We start from the raw sequence: 17,709 nt of genomic DNA on the forward strand, positions 1-17,709 counted from the left end.
CCATGTGGAATTTGGTGATTAAAGATTTTGTAGTACAAAAAACTAATATAAAATTTATATTGATATATGCATTAGCAGGTAGTTTATTCTTTGCCACATTAGGTGATGGCGCATATATTATGATACCAATGATGCTTTCATATACGTATTTATTGGGTGGCTTAGGACAAGATGATAAAAATAATAGTGAATTTTTATTAAACTCATTACCAGTGTCTAGAGATAGTATAGTGTATGCAAAATATCTATCTGTAATAATTTTTTCTGCAATAGCAATTGTATTGACTATGGGTGGAATATTTATAATGTCTTCTATAGGTTTAAGTAAAATGACAGGCAACATGAGGGCTGAGAATATCGTTGGATTCCTATTTGGAATTATGATATTTATGGCAATAAATTTTCCTCTATACTTTAAATATGGTTATGCTAAACTTAGATATTTTAATTTTGGTATATTTATATTATTTTTAATCAGTCCTATAATAATAAAATTTTTAAAGGATAATATAAATTTTAATAGTCCTTTTATGTTATCTATGAGGACAAAATTATTATCATTATCAGATACTCAAATTGGAATATTTATTATATGTATAGCATTATTTATATATATGGCATCTTTAGCTATATCCTTAAATATTTATAAGAAAAAAGAATTTTAATTAATAAGACGCATATTCAAAAAAGTAGAAGCAAGTAACTTCTACTTTTTTAATTTTATAAGTAGCTTAACATAAAACAAAGTTCTATATTGAATATTTATATTTTTTTATATAGCTAAATTCATTTAATGATAAATATGTGTAAAATTTATACAAAAAAAGAAGAGTTAGAAGGAAAAAACTTGAAACATATGGAATAGTTATGTAAGATTAAAACATGTAGATGTACGACTAAAATTAAAAATGTTTTAATTTACTTTATAAGAAACATAAAAGTGTTTTAATCAATTGACTATTGATAGTAGACAATTGATTTTTTAAAGATTTAGAGGGGGATTTTATGGGAATAAAAGTATATTCAAAAGAACAAAGATTATTTAAAGGAGTTAGGGAAGGAGAAAGGATTACTAATCCAATTTTAGTAATATTTATGCCTATAATCGTTATGTTCCTTTCTCGTTTTATTACAGTACCAATAATTAGAATAGCTTATAGAATATATCTTATTAATAATCCAGGAGAAAGTATTAATGAGTTTATTGGTAAAATTGGCGGCGGCTTTGGTGGGGGATTGCAGCTTATATTATCTTTTGGAAGTACTGCTTTGATTTATTTTTTATGGGTTAAGTTTGTGGAAAGAAGATCTATTGTTACTATGGGTTTCCACCTTGATGGAGCCTTTAAAAAATATATACGAGGTTTTTTATTTGGTTTTTTAATGATAGCACTGTCCGCTATAATGTTAATGCTCTTAGGAGAAGTAGAAGTATCAAAGGGAGATTTGATTTTCAATGATATTTCAATGGTATTTGGATTTTTATTTATGATTATTGGATGGATAATACAAGGTGCTACAGAAGAAATAATGATGAGGGGATATGCCTTACCGATATTAGGAACAAAAATTAATATTCCTGTAGGAGTTTTAATATCTTCATCTATATTTGGGCTTTTACATTTATTAAATAGTGGAATTAGTCCGCTAGCTATTGTGAATCTAATATTATTTGGAGTATTTGCAGCTTTTTATGCGATGTATGAGGATAGCTTATGGGGTGTATGTGCATTACATTCAGCATGGAATTGGGCTCAAGGAAATGTTTTTGGTTTTTTAGTAAGTGGAGGAGGCAATATGGGTGGAAGTATTTTTACTTTTACCAATAAAACAGATAATATAGTAAATGGCGGAGCATTTGGACCAGAAGGAGGACTCGTAATAACAATAATATATTTAATAGGAATTGGAACCTTATTGCTTTTGCAAAAGAAAAAAGTGGAAAGAATAAAATCAACCTATTTAAATAAAAGTTATTAAAAAGTAAGAAAATATTATATATATGTAAATTCTAAAATTAATATATATGTGAAAATAATTAGTATTTTTAAGTATCATAGTTGAAACTATTGAACTCACAATTCACAGTTCACAATTATGGATATTTCTTAGTGGTAACTGAGAAATTTAGAATTGATTAACCGTAGCGGCGAAAAATGTTCGCCATATATTATTGAATAAATACTAAATTATAAGACGTATTAAAAAGAACTGGCGAACACTGTTCGCACCTACAATAAAACACTAGCAATTGTATTGCTAGTTAAAAAATCCATAATTTTTGAGAAAGTCTATCTATATATAATAGGAGAGGGAAAATAAATGAAAGTAGTAAAAGCGGAATTAAAAGCAATTAGAAAAAGCGGTATAGATGTAAAAGTACATAATGGATTAATGGGACTTATTACTTCTATAGATAAAGAAGATATAACCTTCGAAGATATAGTAAATCATCAAGTTCATACAAAAGTTATACTTCTTACAAGAAAATGTTGCAGTTCTACACCTATGACAATATTAGAAACAGGTGTGAAGCCAGAAGATGATGAGGAGATTGTGGAATTATTAGATAGAATAATAGAGTTAATAGGAGAAGAAATAAAAGAAAATTTAAAAAAATAATTTAATATAAGAAAGTCGTGGTTTATAATCACGACTTTTTTAAATTTGAAAATAAATTTGATATTTAAAGCATGTATTGTATATTCCCTAAAAATATATTTCACAAATTTATAAATTAGGCCTTTTCCATTTCTATTAATATAAAATGAGAGTTTTGAGTTGCTTTTATTTTAAAATCCTCTTCATATATTTCTAGAGCTTCTTTTTCATTAAGCTCTATAGTATTTTTATATCTTGGCTCAAAGACTATATTTTCTATAATGGAGTTTCCTTCTATTTGTACTAAATATCCTTGACGATTTTTATTTATTTTAAATTCGATTTTTTTGTTAATATCTAATTCTAAGCTATATATGTTAACATCTTGATTAATTTTAACAGGGGCGAAACCTTTCTTACTACTTACCATATAGAGCCATTTATTCTTCTTTTCTTCTGTGTTAAAATCATAATCGCCATAGTTTGGATTGCATCCTAATTTATTAGGATATATCCATATTTGCATAATTCTTAAATCATTATTAGCTAAGTTATGTTCCTCATGAATTATCCCTGTACCTGCACTTATATATTGTATGCCATCTTTTTTTACTGCTTTCTTATTTCCCATGCTATCGCCATGAGTTAGATCACCTTTAATAACATAAGATATGATCTCCATATCTTTATGAGGATGATTATGAAAACCACTACGAGGTTTAATAATATCATCATTTAGAACTCTAAGTACACCAAAGCTCTCATTTAAGGGATTACAATAATCTTCAAATGAAAAATGATGTATGCTAGATAGCCAACAATGATCGCTTGATCCCATTTCAGTTAATGTCTTTTTCTTAAACATATTTTACTCTCCCTTAAAAATTTAAAATTGATATTTAACGTCACAATTATATTGTTTGTATTTTTATAAATTAAATTAGTGCCATCTTTTTCTTAATTTATAAAAGGCAGCATTATCAATGTTAGACAACTTTTAAAAAAATATACCAATATGTTGGAATATTTTTCACCATAATGTATTGCTAGAATCTTCTTACAGAGAGTATGAGTATAATTTGAAGTTTTGTCTAATATGAACATAACTAATATCTTTGCTCTATTATTTTTGGATATATTATCTAGAAACTTATTTTTATGTATTGACTTCAGTTAATTATTAGTGTACTATTTAAGTAGAACACTAATACGGTATGGAGGTTGCATATGAAAGTTGAGTTTGATAACAATATACCCATATATTTGCAGATAATGAATATAGTAAAAAAGCAGATAATTAGGGGTGAAATAAAAGAAGGAGATAAAATTCCTTCTGTAAGAGAGTTTGCAGAAATGCTTCAAATCAATCCCAATACTATTCAGAGAACCTTCCAGGAACTTGAAAGAGAAGGAATAGTAATAACCAAAAGAGGCATGGGAAGATATGTAACGGAGGATAGTGAAAAAATTATGGAAGTTAAACAAGAAATGTCAAAAGAAATAATTACTAATTTTTTAAATGGAATGAAGTCTTTAGGGTTTGAGGAAGAAGAAATTTTAAAAATTGTATTAAAAGAAATTAAAAAAGAAAATTAATTTAGAGGTGAATATAATGGGAGATTTATTAAAAGTTGATAATGTAACTAAGAAATATTCCTCTACTATTGCATTAAATAACGTTACTTTAAATATAGGAAAAGGAAAAATTGTAGGATTATTAGGAAGTAATGGGAGCGGTAAAACTACTTTATTAAAATTAATCGCTGGACTTTCAAGATATAATTCAGGAAATATTACTGTTATGGATAAGGAAATAGGTATAGAGACAAAAGAAATTGTATCATTTATGTCAGATAAACATTTCTTTGAAAAGTGGATGAAAATAAGTGATACCATAAATTTTTATAAAGATTTCTATAAGGATTTTGATGAAGAGAAAGCATTAAAAATGTTAGAGTTTATGAATTTAAATGTTGAGCAAAAAGTTAATACACTATCCAAAGGTATGGCTGAGAAGCTTCATTTAAGCTTAGTTTTATCAAGAAAAGCTAAACTTTATTTATTAGATGAGCCTATAGGTGGAGTAGATCCTGTAGGAAGAGATAAAATTTTAGATGCAATTATAAATTTTTATGATGAGGAAAGTACAATTTTATTTTCAACTCATTTAATTAGAGATGTAGAAAGAATATTTGATGAAGTTATATTTATTAAAGAAGGAAATGTAATTCTACATGATAATGTTGAAGATATAAGACTTAAAGAAAAAGTTTCTATTCATGATAAATTTAAGGAGGTATATGGGGAATGCTAAAATTAGTTAAATACCAATTTAAATCTAATTTTAAGAACTTGATGATATTTTTAGTAACTACATTAGTATTTCAAATACTATTTATTTTAAGATTAAACTCTCTAGTAAGTTCAGTACAAATGAGTTCAAGTAGTTTTAATGTCGGTGCGAATAATATTAGAGGGATTATAGATATAATAGTAGTATTAGGAGTGGTAGCTACTAGTGTTATTCCGTTAATACTCTTTATTCAAAATTGTAATTCTTATGAAAAAATGATGAAGAACTATAACTTGATGTTAACTCCTCAGAAAGGTATAAATTATCCATTAGCTAATTTGATTTATTGGACAATTTGTTTAGTAGTTATAGGTTTAATAGATTTAATATTTGTTATACTTATTATTACTGATGCTAGTGGAGCTATTGGATTTGATGGGATTATTTCTATATTAAAGTTATTATTAACTCCTATGGGATTAATATTTTTAGTAAATATTTTAATTGGAATATCATTATTCTTGGTTGGAATACTTTTATCTATAACAGTATGTACTATGAAAATTGCTAACAAATCTATACATTGGATATTTGGAATAGCATTCTTTCTAATCATTGATAAAATATATGAAGTTATAATAAATTTTGTTGAAAATAAAATAACATTTGCTAATGTCGCTTTTAATACAGATGTTTTATCTTTAAATACTTCTATAATATCTTCAGGTGTGACTGTTAGTAATGCAGCTGTTACTATAAATTTGATGGTGATGCTGGTGAAGATACTAGCTTTAGCTTTAGCTATATTTGCCACTGGTTATATAATCGATAAAAAGTTAGAGATTTAGCAAAGCTTAAAATGATTCATAATTTATAGATGGAATTAGTTTTAATTTAAATAATTTCTTTAATTAACTTTTTTACTAGCAATACAGTTGCTAGTTTTTTTGTTAAGAAGCCATTTTGCAACTTTAACAGGAATTAATCATGCTATTTATAATATAATTTTGGAACAGAGGAAAATCAAACTAGAATTTAAAAAGCTCAATAATTTGAAAAAATCAACATTAGCTTTATTTTAGGAAGTTCACACTTAGTGAATTTGATCCTAAATTCTTCATTATTAGCCATTAATCCTTAATTTTTAAGATGTTAAGCTATTTTCAAGGATATATTTAAATTTTCATATTGGATACCTATAATAGTAGTATTTAAATATTAATAGAAATTCTGAAAATAATTTATAAAATAGATTTTTAAGTTTTAGTTATTAATTATATAAATTAACCATAGATTAACTTAAGAAGTTTGCATTATACTAAAATGATAAGAAGTATATTTAAATAAATTTAAAGGGGGAATTTTCATGACTAATATTACTACAATTGAATTTAAAGAGAATAAATTATTTTTAATTGACCAAAGAAAATTACCTAATAGTTATGAAATTTTTATTTGTACAACCTATAAAGATGTAGATTTTGCTATTAAAGATATGGTAGTTAGAGGAGCACCAGCTATAGGTGTAGCAGCTGGTTACGGAATACTTTTAGCAGCTGAGGAATTTTCTGAATTATCTAAAAATAATTTTTTGGTTAATCTAGAGAAAGCCTGTGAGATTATATATAATTCTAGACCTACAGCAGTAAATCTTATGTGGGCAGTTAATAGAATGAAAAAGGTTATAAAAAGAAATGAAGGTAAATCCATAGAAGAAATCTATAAATTTATTGAAAAAGAAGCACATACAATTTTAAAGGAAGATATAGACATTAACATGACTATGGCTAAGCATGGAAATAAAATAGTACCAGAAAATGCGACAATACTTACTCACTGTAATGCAGGTGCATTAGCTACTGCTGCTTATGGTACAGCAGTAGGAGTAATAAGAGAAGCACATTATAGTGGAAAGAATATTTTTGTATATGCAGATGAGACTAGACCAAGATTTCAAGGAGGAAAGCTTACTGCATGGGAACTTGTTCAAGAAAAAATTCCATCAAAACTAATTCCAGATTCTGTAGCAGCTACTCTCATAAGAGATAAAAAAATTGACTTAATATTAGTAGGAGCAGACCGAATTGCATTAAATGGAGATACAGCTAATAAAATAGGAACTTTTATGTTATCAGCAATAGCGAAAATTTATAATGTTCCATTTTATATTGTAGCACCAACCTCAACTATTGATATTAATACAGAACATGGAGAGCTTATAGAAATAGAAGAAAGGGATAGCGAGGAAATTACTCATATAGATGGTAAAAGAATATTAGCAGAAGGAATTGAAGTTTATAATCCAGCCTTTGATGTTACACCTAATGAAAACATCACAGGAATTATTACAGAAAAGGGGATTATATCTAAACCATTTAAGGAAAACATATTAAAACTTAATTTAGCCCTAATGAAATAATAAAATTAAAAATATAAATTTTATTGGATGAATATATTAAGTATATATATTAGGAACTTAGAATTAAATATTACTAAGACTTTAATCTTCGGAAAGATAAAAGAGTATGTGAAAGAAAATTGTAATCAATGTTTTTAATTACAATTTTCTTTTCATATCTATATTTATCAATGATTATCGAAACTTTCTATTATATTTAATATGTGATTTTTATCGTTCTTGCTACTTATAAAAATATATAAAAGATTTTCATCATCAGCGTTTATTGCATTAAAAGTATAATAGGATTTATTACTATTAATATCTTCTGAAAGTAAATATATCTCTTTAAATCCTTTTAAGTTTAACCTTTCACTAGTATTTTCCATTTTATCCTTGGAAGATATAAAAAGTTGTAGTTCATTATCAGTACTTTTATAATGTACTTCTGTCATGGGATATTCAAAATCTTTGCAATTAAATTTGACAGAAGTTATAGTATAACCAAAGCTATTTAATTGAGGGATTGGAAAATGTCCCATAGAAATATTTACATCTTCTTTATTAATGGAATTTAATTGGTTCTTATTATCTGAAAAATATAATAATGAAATATGACTGCATATAAATATTAATGTTATAGCTGTAATTATTAGCGCTTTATTCTCTTTAGATACTGCTAATAATAAAGTTATTATAGATAAAATAATAAATAAAGCTCCCACAAAAAACATAACATACCTCTAAGAAAATATAAGATAAATACATTATAATGGATAATTTTACAAAAGTCACCATAAATTTATAAAAAAGAAATATTTTTAAATTTTATTGTATATTAGCTTTGAAATATTCTTGCATTTAAGCCATTATTAGAGTAACATATGTTAAAATATATAAGTTCTGTGTGTTAACAACTTTTTCAATTCACAATTCACAATTATGGATATTTCTCAGCAAAAGCTAAGAAATTTAGAATTAATTAAACCGTAGGGGAGAACAGTGTTCTCCAGAAAGCCTAAATCCATTCCTAAATTGTGAATTGTGTATTATTTTAAGTTGTGAATTAAAATATTTAAGGATATAACTATATTGAGTTATACATTGATTTTTTAAGCAGTATGTGCTAATTAAGTGTAAAAGTAATTATTCAGAAAGGATGTTGATTATGAATATTCTAATTAAAAATACAACAATTGTAACTATGAATAATGATAATGAAGTAATATATAAAGGTGATATAGCTATTGAAAAGAATAGAATTAAATATATCGGGGAAATACCAAAAGGATTTATAGCTGGAAAAATTATTGATGGCAGTAATAAAGTCGTTATGCCAGGAATTATAAATGCACATACCCATATAGGAATGTCCTTAATTAGAAGCTATGCAGATGATCTACCACTTTGGGAATGGTTAAATGAAAGAATTTGGCCTATAGAGAAAAAGTATACAGAGGAAGATATATATAATGGAGACATGCTTAGTATAGTGGAGATGATTAAAAGTGGTACTACTTGCTTCTTAGACATGTATTTTTCCTTAGAACAAACTGCAAAGGCCGTAGAGATTTCAGGTATGAGAGCTGTACTATCAAAGAGTTTAAATGGAGAAATTAATAAAGATGAGAATAAATTTGATGAAGTTAGAGAGTTTAAAAAGAACTGGGAAAATAGAGGAGATGGAAGAATAAAAATGATGGTGGCTCCTCACTCACCATACACTTCTTCTAAAGCTTATTTAGAAAAAACAATAGATCTTGCCAAAGAACTAGAGCTTCCAATTCATATACATGTATCTGAAAGCAGAAAAGAAGTAAAAGATAGCTTTGAAGAGCATGGAGTTTCACCGGTAAAATATTTAGAGAATTTAGGATTATTTAAAATTCCAACGGTAGCAGCTCACTGTGTCCACATTTCTGATGATGATATAGAAATCTTAAACAAATATAAAGTATCAGTAGCAAATAATCCTTGTAGTAATTTAAAGTTAGCTAATGGATTTGCACCAGTAGAAAAAATGTTAAACAGAGGGGTGAATGTAGCTTTAGCTACAGATAGTTCTTCAAGTAACAATAATTTAAACATGTTTGAAGAAATTCATACAGCTGCACTTATAAATAAAGGAATAAATGAAAATCCTCTTTCCATACCGGCTATAAAGGCACTAGAAATGGCAACAAAAAATGGAGCTAAAGCATTATTTTTAGAAGATGAGATAGGGTCTTTAGAAGTAGGAAAAAAAGCGGATATGATATTAATTGATTTAAATAAACCTCATCTATATCCAAGGCATGACATAATATCATTGTTAGTTTATTCTGCTCAAGGTTCAGATGTGGAAACTGTTATTATAGATGGAAAAATAGTAATGGAAAATTACAAGATGAAAACTATAGAGGAAAGTGAAGTAATGAAAAGAGCAAAAGAATCAGTGGAAAGAATATTTTCATAGAAGATAAATAAACATAAAGAATTAACTTTACTAATGAATTTTAGGAAAAGTAACGGATTTACTTTTCCTTTTTAATTTTTTATTTTATTTATTTTTGAATTTTTTAACTTTTTTAAATAAGTAGGGTTGTATTTCCTTATAAGTTAAGTTTTCTGGTAAATTTTCTCTAAAAATTACTTCAGCGATTTCTAGTGGTGGTAATTCACCTAATTTGTAAACTTGGGCATAGAATAACCTTCCATAAGAAGGTATATCATCTCTAGTAACAGAATAATCACAAATAGCTTCAATGTGGAAATCTGTAGCTCCAGTTTCTTCAAAAAGTTCCCTAGATGCAGTCTTATTTATATCTTCTCCATCTTCTCTATGGCCACCAGGAATTTCAAGAGTAGTTCTTTCTTTATGTCTTACAAATAACCACTTATTATTATATTCAGCTGCAATTACTGCAAATTTTAAGCTTTTATTAGCTACAGTGTCTAAACTGTAAAAGTTTATCTCCATAATTACCTCCTTGTATTTCATAACAAATACTTTAATAAAGTTAATCTTTATTTAAAGCTTTTATATTATATTATTTTGATTTAAATTCTCATTAATTGCATTTTGTATTTTTTTTACCATTTTAAAATCATGAATGGTAAGAGGTAGTTTCTTAAGTAGATTATTTTTCACAACAAAAATAGAAATAATCTGTATCTTTTATTTTCATTTCTTTAAAGTCGTATCTATTACAAAGTTCTACTAAAGTACTATCTATAGGAATGGGATCATTAATAGAGGTATAGCCAAGTAATTTACGACGTTCTTTTAATTCTTCTCTGGTTCTACAATGAACAATAATAAATTTTCCATCAGGATTTAAGTTGTTATAAGCATTTTTAAATACAGTATTTAAGTCGTAAAAATGAGGAATAGAGTTGAAAATTATTATGTAATCAAAGTCTTCTTTAAAGGTTACTTCCTCCTCAAAGTCCATTAATCTCACATCTGTATTAGGATGAAATTTTAAAAATTCACTTACCATTTTTTCAGCTATATCCATAGCTGTATATTTTGAAAGATTGGTATTTTTTAATATAGGATATAAAATACCTGTACCACAAGCTACATCTAAAAGAGATTGTCCTTTAACTATATTTAAATTCTCAATAATTTCTTTAGCAATAATATAATTCTTTTCTGGGATATTCTTTTTCCATTGTGATGATAGTTCATTAAACATATTAATATCTTGTTCTTTCATAAATAGCCTCCTAATCAAATTATTAGTAATTTATATCTTTAATCACTGTTTAAAAATATAATTAAAACTATTGAATTTACAATTGATCTTTTATTGAAGTGACACAGTCACTTCTTATAAAGAACTAACGATAGTTGTGAATTGTGCATTAGTCTAAATTTCTAATTGAAATATTTAAGTGCATAGCTATATTGGCTATATATTAGTTTTTAAGGTAGCTTATCTATACAGTTGTATTTGAAGTCTAAAAAAGCGTGATTTAGTCACGCTTTTTATAATTAATTATTTATAATTGATTTCTGATAGTTTTGATACATGCTGAAAATTTATTTCTTTATTTTCATATAAGAATCTAACACCATCAATCCATTGACCAGGGTATGAACGTTGTAGAAAGCTTTCAATTAAAGCAGTAGATGTAATGGTTCCACCTGCTGAACCTTGAAAATAATTTTTTGACCAACTTGGACCTTTAAAATCAATAGCTTCATTAATTCCAGCATTTATTTCAGATTCTTTAAGATTTATTACAGCTATTTTTTTACCATCTTTGTCTTCTATTTTTGTTACTTCTATTGGTAAAGAATTAAATTCAATTTTAGATAAATTTTTAGCTAATATATCTAATTTCTCTGTTAATGTACCGCTATTTATTGGAAGATAACATAATAATTCTTTTTCATAACTATCAATGTTAGCAGTATATATAGCATAAAGATTATTAGTATTATCTCCAGTGATTGGATTGTCTGTACCTTTAGAGGTTTCTGGAGTTTTATTAGGTTTTGAACCATTATCTTTATTAAGTTGTTCTTTTAAAGAAGATACTTCTTTATTTAAAGTTGCATTTTTTGAATCCAAAGAAGAAACTTGAGTGGTCAATTTTACATTTTCTTCTTTAGCTTCTGAAAGTTGCTTTGAATATTTCACATTTAAGTTAATAGCATAACCGATAACTGGTATTAAGATAATAATTAGCATTGCTATAACTAAATTTTTTCCTTTCATTGGAATCCCTCCTTAAAATTATAATGCTATCAAAGTATCTTTATGTTTTCATAGGTACATATATTAATCATCATATAAATTTATATAGATGATTTTTTAAAAAAGTTTATACTTGCAATTTTTTCTCCAAATTATGACCTCAAATATAATTATTTTTTGTAAAAACTCTCTATATTCTTATAAATATTCTATAAAATCATAAAAATTCCTCTAAAACTTTAAATTTAATTAATCAAAAACTTATTTCATTAAATTAGAAATGTAATTTATTTAGGAATACTTTATATTTATTATTTTAAAATTAACAGTGGGATATAAATGGAGTTATACTAAAATGAGACATATAAAAATACTTATAGGAATACTAAAAGGTCTATTATTAAATAAAAATAATTTAGAGATAATATGAGAAGTTAACCATACAATAAATAAAAAATATATATTATAGTTTGTTATTAAACGAATGTTTTTATTAAAATTTTTAAAAAAGTACTTTTAAAAATAATAATAATATACTATAATATAATTATCGAACAATAATTATAAAATATAAAATAAAGTTCGTAATATTAAAGGATTACTCAAGGGGGAAAAGATGAGAAAAGATATTTTTACAGTGTTTGTAGAGAAAAAACCGAATTTTAACTTAGAGAGTGAAAATTTATTAAGGGATTTTAAACACCTCTTAAGGATAGATGACTTAAAGGACGTTAGAGTAATCAACAGATATGATATAGAAGGAATTAATGAAAGTGAATATAAAGAAATAAAAAATAATATTTTAAGTGAATCCAATATAGATAAAGTTTATGATGGAGATTTAAAATTTGGTGGTAGAAGGGCATTTTCAGTAGAGTATGTACCAGGACAATATGATCAGAGAGCAGACTCTGCTGCACAATGTATACAAATAATAACCCAAAAAGAAATGCCTAAAGTTAAAAGCTCAAAGATTATAGTTTTAAATGGAAATATTAGTGATGAAGATTTTGAAAAAATAAAAAAATACTACATAAATACTGTAGATTCAAGAGAAGCTTCTATGGGAGAATGTAAAAGTCTTGAAGTAGAAAGTAAAGATCCAAAGGATATAGAAATACTAAAGAATTTCATTAATTTAGATGAAAAAGAACTGAATGAATTTTTAGGATATCATTCACTAGCAATGAATATAGGGGATTTGGAGCTTATTCAAAAATATTTTAGAGAAGAAGAACAGAGAGATCCTACAGTTACAGAAATAAAAGTAATAGATACTTATTGGTCAGATCACTGTAGACATACAACCTTCCAGACTATTTTAGAGGATATAAGTTTTGAAGATGGAAAATATACAGAAGCTATAAAAGAAGGTTTTGATATTTATAAGAAATATAGAGAAGAGTTATATGAGGATAAAGAAAAACCTATGACACTAATGGATATAGCTGTTATAGGAATGAAGAAGCTAAGGTCTACAGGTAAATTAGATGATTTAGATATATCTGATGAAATTAATGCTTGTAGCATAGTGGTTGATGTAAATGTAGATGAAAAATTAGAAAAATATTTAATAATGTTTAAAAATGAAACACATAATCATCCTACAGAAATTGAACCTTTTGGTGGTGCATCTACATGCTTAGGTGGTGCTATAAGAGATCCGCTATCTGGTAGAAGTTATGTTTATCAAGCAATGAGGGTTACTGGAAGTGGAGATCCTAGAACGCCAATTGAAAAGACTTTAAAAGGAAAATTGCCACAAAGAAAAATAACAAAAGAGGCAGCTAAAGGTTATAGTAGCTATGGAAATCAAATAGGTCTTGCTACCGGTCATGTAGCGGAAATCTATCATGAAGGCTATTTAGCTAAAAGAATGGAAGTTGGAGCGGTAATAGCTGCAGCACCTTATGAAAATGTAATAAGAAAAGCTCCAGAAAGTGGCGATGTGATAATTTTACTTGGAGGAAGAACAGGCAGGGATGGAATAGGTGGAGCATCTGGTTCCTCTAAAGAACATAGTGAAAACTCACTTGAAAGTTGTGGAGCAGAAGTTCAAAAAGGAAATGCTCCAATAGAAAGAAAAATTCAAAGGTTATTTAGGAAAAAGGAAGTTACAACTTTAATTAAAAAATGCAATGATTTTGGTGCTGGAGGAGTTTCTGTTGCCATAGGAGAACTTGCAGAAGGAATAAATATAAATTTGGATTTAGTAACCAAAAAATATGAAGGATTAGATGGAACAGAAATTGCCATATCAGAGTCTCAGGAAAGAATGGCAGTAGTAGTTGACAAAAATCATTCAGAAAAATTTATTAAACTTGCAGAAGAAGAAAATTTAGAAGCAGTAGCAGTAGCAGTGGTTACTAATGATAAGCGAGTTACTATGACTTGGAGAGAAAAGGAAATAGTAAGTCTTTCAAGAAAGTTTTTAGATACTAATGGTGCTAAGGGTTATATAAACATTGAAGTGAAAGAGCCTTTGAAAGATGAAAATTATTTTAGTAAAAGTAAGTTTAAAAGTGAGTCTGTAAGAGAATGTTTTAAGAATACATTAAAGGATTTAAATATATGCTCCCAAAAAGGACTTGTAGAAATGTTTGATAGTTCAATAGGAGGAAACACAGTACTTATGCCTTTTGGAGGAAAAAGTCAAAGTACTCCAAGTGAAGGTATGGTGGGGAAAATTCCTGTTTTAAATGGGGAAACTACAACAGGAACCATAATGGCACATGGCTTTAATCCATATATATCAGAATGGAGTCCTTTCCATGGAGGATTATATGCGGTAGTAGAAAGTGTCACAAAGATTGTTGCATTAGGAGGAGATTACAAGAATATTAGATTATCTCTTCAAGAATATTTTGAAAAGCTAGGTACAGATAAAAGAAAATGGGGTAAACCTTTTTCAGCATTATTAGGTGCACTTTATGCTGAAGATCAGCTTCAAATACCAGCTATAGGTGGAAAAGATAGTATGTCTGGTACTTTTAAAGATTTAAACGTGCCACCTACATTAATATCCTTTGGGGTTTCCACTATAGATGTAAATAAAGTGATTTCACAAGAATTTAAAGCTTTAAATAGTAAAGTGGTAGCTATAAATTCAAGAAGAGATAAAAGAGAAGTTATAGATTTTGATAATTTAAAGAAAAATTATGAGCTAGTTCATTCTTTAATAAATAGAGGAAAAGTACTTGCATCTCACACTGTAAAATCAGGTGGAGTAGTTGAAGCTATAAGTAAAATGTGTTTTGGAAATAAAATTGGATTTAGCTTTAATAATAACATTTCTTTAGGGGAATTGAGTGAGCCAAGATACGGTAGCATTGTTTTAGAATTAGAAAATCACATAAATATTGAGGAAGAATTAAATGATGTGGAATATACTCTTTTAGGAAGTACCATAGAAAAATATGAAATTAATATTAATGGAGAAATAATTTCATTAGAGGAACTTCAAAATGATTTTGAGGATACATTGGAAGAGGTATTCCCAACAGATTATTCAGATAATAGATTTGCAAGTGAGAAAATAAAAAAATATAGTTCAAAAATAAATAATTTAATTAAATCTCCATTAATAAAGATATCAAAACCCAAGGTATTAATACCTGTATTTCCAGGTACAAACTGTGAATATGATTGTGAAAGAGCATTTGTAAAAGCAGGTGCAGCAGTAAATACCTTAGTATTTAATAATTTAAGTTCAAGACATATCGAGAATTCTATTGATGAGTTAGCCAATCAAATTTCTAAATCGCAAATAGTTATGCTTCCAGGAGGGTTTAGTGCTGGGGATGAGCCAGATGGATCTGGAAAATTTATAGCTACAATTTTTAGAAATGAAAAAATTAAATATGAAGTTATGAATTTACTTAAGAACAGAGATGGATTGATATTAGGTATATGTAATGGCTTCCAAGCACTTATAAAGTTAGGGCTAGTTACTTATGGAGAAATTGTAGATATTAAGGAAGATAGTCCAACTCTAACTTATAATGCTATAGGAAGGCATATATCTTGTATGGTTAATACTAAAATAGTTTCAAATTCTTCACCGTGGTTTAGTTCAATGAAGGTAGGAGAAATTCATACTATACCGGTTTCTCATGGTGAAGGAAGATTTTATGCAGATGAAGGAAATATTAAGAGATTATTTGAGAATAATCAAGTTGCCACTCAATATGTAGATTTTGAAGGTAATCCAAACTATGATATAAAATTTAATCCTAATGGTTCTTGTTATGCCATAGAAGGAATAACAAGTCCAGATGGAAGAGTTTTGGGGAAAATGGGGCATAGTGAAAGAATAGGAAAGAACGTAATTAAAAATGTTATAGGAAATCATGAGCAAAAAATATTTGAAAGCGGAGTTAATTATTTCAAATAAGAGGTTTAAAATGAAATAACTAGACAAAGATGATATAAAAATTTAAGAGTATTTGCTAGTTATTTCAAGATTCTTAAACTAAAAATTGATAATGGCGATTTATATATTTAAAAAATAATACTTTGGAGGTTCTTATGAGAGTAGCAATAATTTTTGGTAGTAAATCAGATACAGAAGTAATGAGGAATGCAGCAAAATGTTTGAGGGAGTTTGATATAGAATTTGAAGCACATATTTTATCTGCTCATAGAGTACCAGAAAGATTAGGAGAAGTGCTTACCGAACTTGAGAACAAAGGATGTGAATGCATAATTGCAGGGGCAGGACTTGCTGCCCATCTTCCAGGAGTCATAGCATCAAAAACTCTAATTCCTATAATAGGAGTTCCTATAAAGGGAGCTATTGAAGGATTAGATGCATTATATTCTATAGTTCAAATGCCAAAATCAATACCAGTAGCAACAGTTGGAATTAATAATAGCTATAATGCAGGAATGTTAGCTGTACAAATATTAGCAAATAAATATCCAGAAGTTAAAGAAAAGTTAGCAGAGTATAGGAAAATTATGAAAGAAAACTTTATAAAAGAAAATGGAGAAGGGGTTGAATTATAATGGAAAATAAAGTATTAATGTACGAAGGAAAAGCTAAAAAAATATTTTCAACAGATAAGTTAGATGAAGTTTTAGTTTATTATAAGGATGATGCAACAGCTTTTAATGGAGAGAAAAAAGCTTCTATAGCTTCAAAGGGAATATTAAATAACAGTATTACTTCATTATTATTTGAAATGCTAAATGAAAAAGGTGTAAAAACTCATTTTATCAAAAAAATAAGTGATAGAGAACAAATTTGTAAAAAGGTAGAAATAATACCTCTTGAAGTTATAGTAAGAAATGTGGCAGCAGGTAGTATGGCTAAAAGATATGGATTAGAGGAAGGAACAGAGCTTAAAACTACAGTATTTGAATTAAGTTATAAAAACGATGATCTAGGAGACCCATTAATGAATGATTATCATGCAGTAGCTATGGAGATTACGACTTTTGATGAATTATATTATATTTATGGAGTAGCTGCAGAAGTAAATGAACTTTTAACAGAATTCTTTAAAGCTCAAAACATAAAATTAATAGATTTTAAATTAGAATTTGGTAGATTAAACGGAGAAATTCTATTAGCAGATGAGATTTCACCTGATACTTGTAGACTTTGGGATATGACTACAGGAGAAAAACTTGATAAAGATAGATTTAGAAGAGACATTGGAGATTTGGTTGAAGGATATACTGAAGTGCTAAATAGAATGATGAAATAGCTATAAGGTTTGAAAGAT

16 protein-coding genes are annotated in these 17,709 nt (G+C 27.2%); 11 read left to right on the plus strand and 5 right to left on the minus strand.

All coding sequences use genetic code 11. The annotated features are described in order from the left end of the window. The first annotated feature begins 2 nt into the window (after positions 1-2). The 3 genes from ACWPW7_RS08565 to ACWPW7_RS08575 all read left to right on the plus strand — a co-directional run bounded on the left by ACWPW7_RS08565 (position 3) and on the right by ACWPW7_RS08575 (position 2,622). A complete protein-coding gene (locus ACWPW7_RS08565; RefSeq protein WP_454053193.1) occupies positions 3-665 on the plus strand; it encodes an ABC-2 transporter permease in 663 nt (220 codons plus the stop codon). Between the two features lie 340 nt (positions 666-1,005). Continuing rightward, complete coding sequence (locus tag ACWPW7_RS08570) at positions 1,006-1,980, plus strand: CPBP family intramembrane glutamic endopeptidase (protein WP_291564233.1); 975 nt, start codon at positions 1,006-1,008, stop codon at positions 1,978-1,980. Positions 1,981-2,322: 342 nt separating this feature from the next. After that, positions 2,323-2,622, plus strand: a complete 300-nt coding sequence (locus tag ACWPW7_RS08575; RefSeq protein WP_454053194.1) for a hypothetical protein — start codon at positions 2,323-2,325, stop codon at positions 2,620-2,622. Between the two features lie 115 nt (positions 2,623-2,737). Here the strand turns inward: ACWPW7_RS08575 and ACWPW7_RS08580 are convergent, their stop codons facing one another. Next, complete coding sequence (locus ACWPW7_RS08580; protein ID WP_454053195.1) at positions 2,738-3,466, minus strand: pirin family protein; 729 nt, start codon at positions 3,464-3,466, stop codon at positions 2,738-2,740. Between the two features lie 362 nt (positions 3,467-3,828). On the opposite strand from ACWPW7_RS08580, the gene ACWPW7_RS08585 reads away from it, so the two are divergent. The 4 genes from ACWPW7_RS08585 (at position 3,829) to mtnA (ending at position 7,313) form a co-directional block, all read left to right on the plus strand. Further along, complete coding sequence (locus ACWPW7_RS08585; protein ID WP_291564242.1) at positions 3,829-4,197, plus strand: GntR family transcriptional regulator; 369 nt, start codon at positions 3,829-3,831, stop codon at positions 4,195-4,197. Between the two features lie 16 nt (positions 4,198-4,213). Continuing rightward, positions 4,214-4,915, plus strand: coding sequence for an ABC transporter ATP-binding protein (locus tag ACWPW7_RS08590; RefSeq protein ID WP_291564244.1), 702 nt, complete (start codon positions 4,214-4,216; stop codon positions 4,913-4,915). Then, on the plus strand, positions 4,909-5,742 hold the full coding sequence (locus ACWPW7_RS08595) for a hypothetical protein (protein ID WP_454053196.1): 834 nt from the start codon (positions 4,909-4,911) through the stop codon (positions 5,740-5,742). Before ACWPW7_RS08590 ends, ACWPW7_RS08595 begins: the two co-directional genes overlap by 7 nt. A 527-nt stretch (positions 5,743-6,269) precedes the next feature. Then, positions 6,270-7,313: an S-methyl-5-thioribose-1-phosphate isomerase gene (gene mtnA, locus ACWPW7_RS08600; RefSeq protein WP_454055488.1), complete on the plus strand. Its 1,044-nt coding sequence runs from the start codon at positions 6,270-6,272 to the stop codon at positions 7,311-7,313. Between the two features lie 167 nt (positions 7,314-7,480). Here mtnA and ACWPW7_RS08605 read toward each other — a convergent pair whose 3' ends face one another. Next, positions 7,481-8,026, minus strand: coding sequence for a hypothetical protein (locus ACWPW7_RS08605; RefSeq protein ID WP_454053197.1), 546 nt, complete (start codon positions 8,024-8,026; stop codon positions 7,481-7,483). Positions 8,027-8,460: 434 nt separating this feature from the next. Between ACWPW7_RS08605 and ACWPW7_RS08610 the strand changes: the two genes are divergently transcribed. Continuing rightward, positions 8,461-9,747: an amidohydrolase gene (locus ACWPW7_RS08610; protein ID WP_454053198.1), complete on the plus strand. Its 1,287-nt coding sequence runs from the start codon at positions 8,461-8,463 to the stop codon at positions 9,745-9,747. 84 nt (positions 9,748-9,831) lie between these two features. Here ACWPW7_RS08610 and ACWPW7_RS08615 read toward each other — a convergent pair whose 3' ends face one another. The 3 genes from ACWPW7_RS08615 to ACWPW7_RS08625 all read right to left on the minus strand — a co-directional run bounded on the left by ACWPW7_RS08615 (position 9,832) and on the right by ACWPW7_RS08625 (position 12,001). After that, positions 9,832-10,251 carry an NUDIX hydrolase gene (locus tag ACWPW7_RS08615; RefSeq protein WP_454053199.1) on the minus strand — a complete coding sequence of 140 codons (420 nt, stop codon included), beginning with the start codon at positions 10,249-10,251 and terminating at the stop codon, positions 9,832-9,834. 160 nt (positions 10,252-10,411) lie between these two features. Next, positions 10,412-10,993 (minus strand): class I SAM-dependent methyltransferase, encoded by a 582-nt coding sequence (locus ACWPW7_RS08620; protein WP_454053200.1) that lies wholly within the window; start codon positions 10,991-10,993, stop codon positions 10,412-10,414. 282 nt (positions 10,994-11,275) lie between these two features. Then, the gene (locus ACWPW7_RS08625; RefSeq protein ID WP_291563094.1) at positions 11,276-12,001 is read right to left on the minus strand and encodes a hypothetical protein; all 726 of its coding nucleotides are present in this window, start codon (positions 11,999-12,001) and stop codon (positions 11,276-11,278) included. 595 nt (positions 12,002-12,596) lie between these two features. On the opposite strand from ACWPW7_RS08625, the gene ACWPW7_RS08630 reads away from it, so the two are divergent. From ACWPW7_RS08630 to purC, 3 genes are all read left to right on the plus strand, one after another. Next, positions 12,597-16,373: a phosphoribosylformylglycinamidine synthase gene (locus tag ACWPW7_RS08630; protein WP_454053201.1), complete on the plus strand. Its 3,777-nt coding sequence runs from the start codon at positions 12,597-12,599 to the stop codon at positions 16,371-16,373. Positions 16,374-16,507: 134 nt separating this feature from the next. Beyond that, a complete protein-coding gene (gene purE / locus ACWPW7_RS08635; RefSeq protein WP_454053202.1) occupies positions 16,508-16,987 on the plus strand; it encodes a 5-(carboxyamino)imidazole ribonucleotide mutase in 480 nt (159 codons plus the stop codon). Continuing rightward, positions 16,987-17,691: a phosphoribosylaminoimidazolesuccinocarboxamide synthase gene (gene purC / locus ACWPW7_RS08640; RefSeq protein ID WP_291563084.1), complete on the plus strand. Its 705-nt coding sequence runs from the start codon at positions 16,987-16,989 to the stop codon at positions 17,689-17,691. The genes purE and purC overlap by 1 nt, the downstream gene beginning before the upstream one ends. Positions 17,692-17,709 lie beyond the last annotated feature (18 nt).

The organism is Clostridium sp. Marseille-Q7071, from assembly GCF_965112025.1.

Coding starts and splice junctions, on each gene's coding strand:
- ACWPW7_RS08565 (WP_454053193.1), top strand. CDS start 3: ATGTGGAATTTGGTGATTAAAGATTTTGTAGTACAAAAAACTAATATA.
- ACWPW7_RS08570 (WP_291564233.1), top strand. CDS start 1,006: ATGGGAATAAAAGTATATTCAAAAGAACAAAGATTATTTAAAGGAGTT.
- ACWPW7_RS08575 (WP_454053194.1), top strand. CDS start 2,323: ATGAAAGTAGTAAAAGCGGAATTAAAAGCAATTAGAAAAAGCGGTATA.
- ACWPW7_RS08580 (WP_454053195.1), bottom strand. CDS start 3,466: ATGTTTAAGAAAAAGACATTAACTGAAATGGGATCAAGCGATCATTGT.
- ACWPW7_RS08585 (WP_291564242.1), top strand. CDS start 3,829: ATGAAAGTTGAGTTTGATAACAATATACCCATATATTTGCAGATAATG.
- ACWPW7_RS08590 (WP_291564244.1), top strand. CDS start 4,214: ATGGGAGATTTATTAAAAGTTGATAATGTAACTAAGAAATATTCCTCT.
- ACWPW7_RS08595 (WP_454053196.1), top strand. CDS start 4,909: ATGCTAAAATTAGTTAAATACCAATTTAAATCTAATTTTAAGAACTTG.
- ACWPW7_RS08605 (WP_454053197.1), bottom strand. CDS start 8,026: ATGTTTTTTGTGGGAGCTTTATTTATTATTTTATCTATAATAACTTTA.
- ACWPW7_RS08610 (WP_454053198.1), top strand. CDS start 8,461: ATGAATATTCTAATTAAAAATACAACAATTGTAACTATGAATAATGAT.
- ACWPW7_RS08615 (WP_454053199.1), bottom strand. CDS start 10,251: ATGGAGATAAACTTTTACAGTTTAGACACTGTAGCTAATAAAAGCTTA.
- ACWPW7_RS08620 (WP_454053200.1), bottom strand. CDS start 10,993: ATGAAAGAACAAGATATTAATATGTTTAATGAACTATCATCACAATGG.
- ACWPW7_RS08625 (WP_291563094.1), bottom strand. CDS start 12,001: ATGAAAGGAAAAAATTTAGTTATAGCAATGCTAATTATTATCTTAATA.
- ACWPW7_RS08630 (WP_454053201.1), top strand. CDS start 12,597: ATGAGAAAAGATATTTTTACAGTGTTTGTAGAGAAAAAACCGAATTTT.
- purE (WP_454053202.1), top strand. CDS start 16,508: ATGAGAGTAGCAATAATTTTTGGTAGTAAATCAGATACAGAAGTAATG.
- purC (WP_291563084.1), top strand. CDS start 16,987: ATGGAAAATAAAGTATTAATGTACGAAGGAAAAGCTAAAAAAATATTT.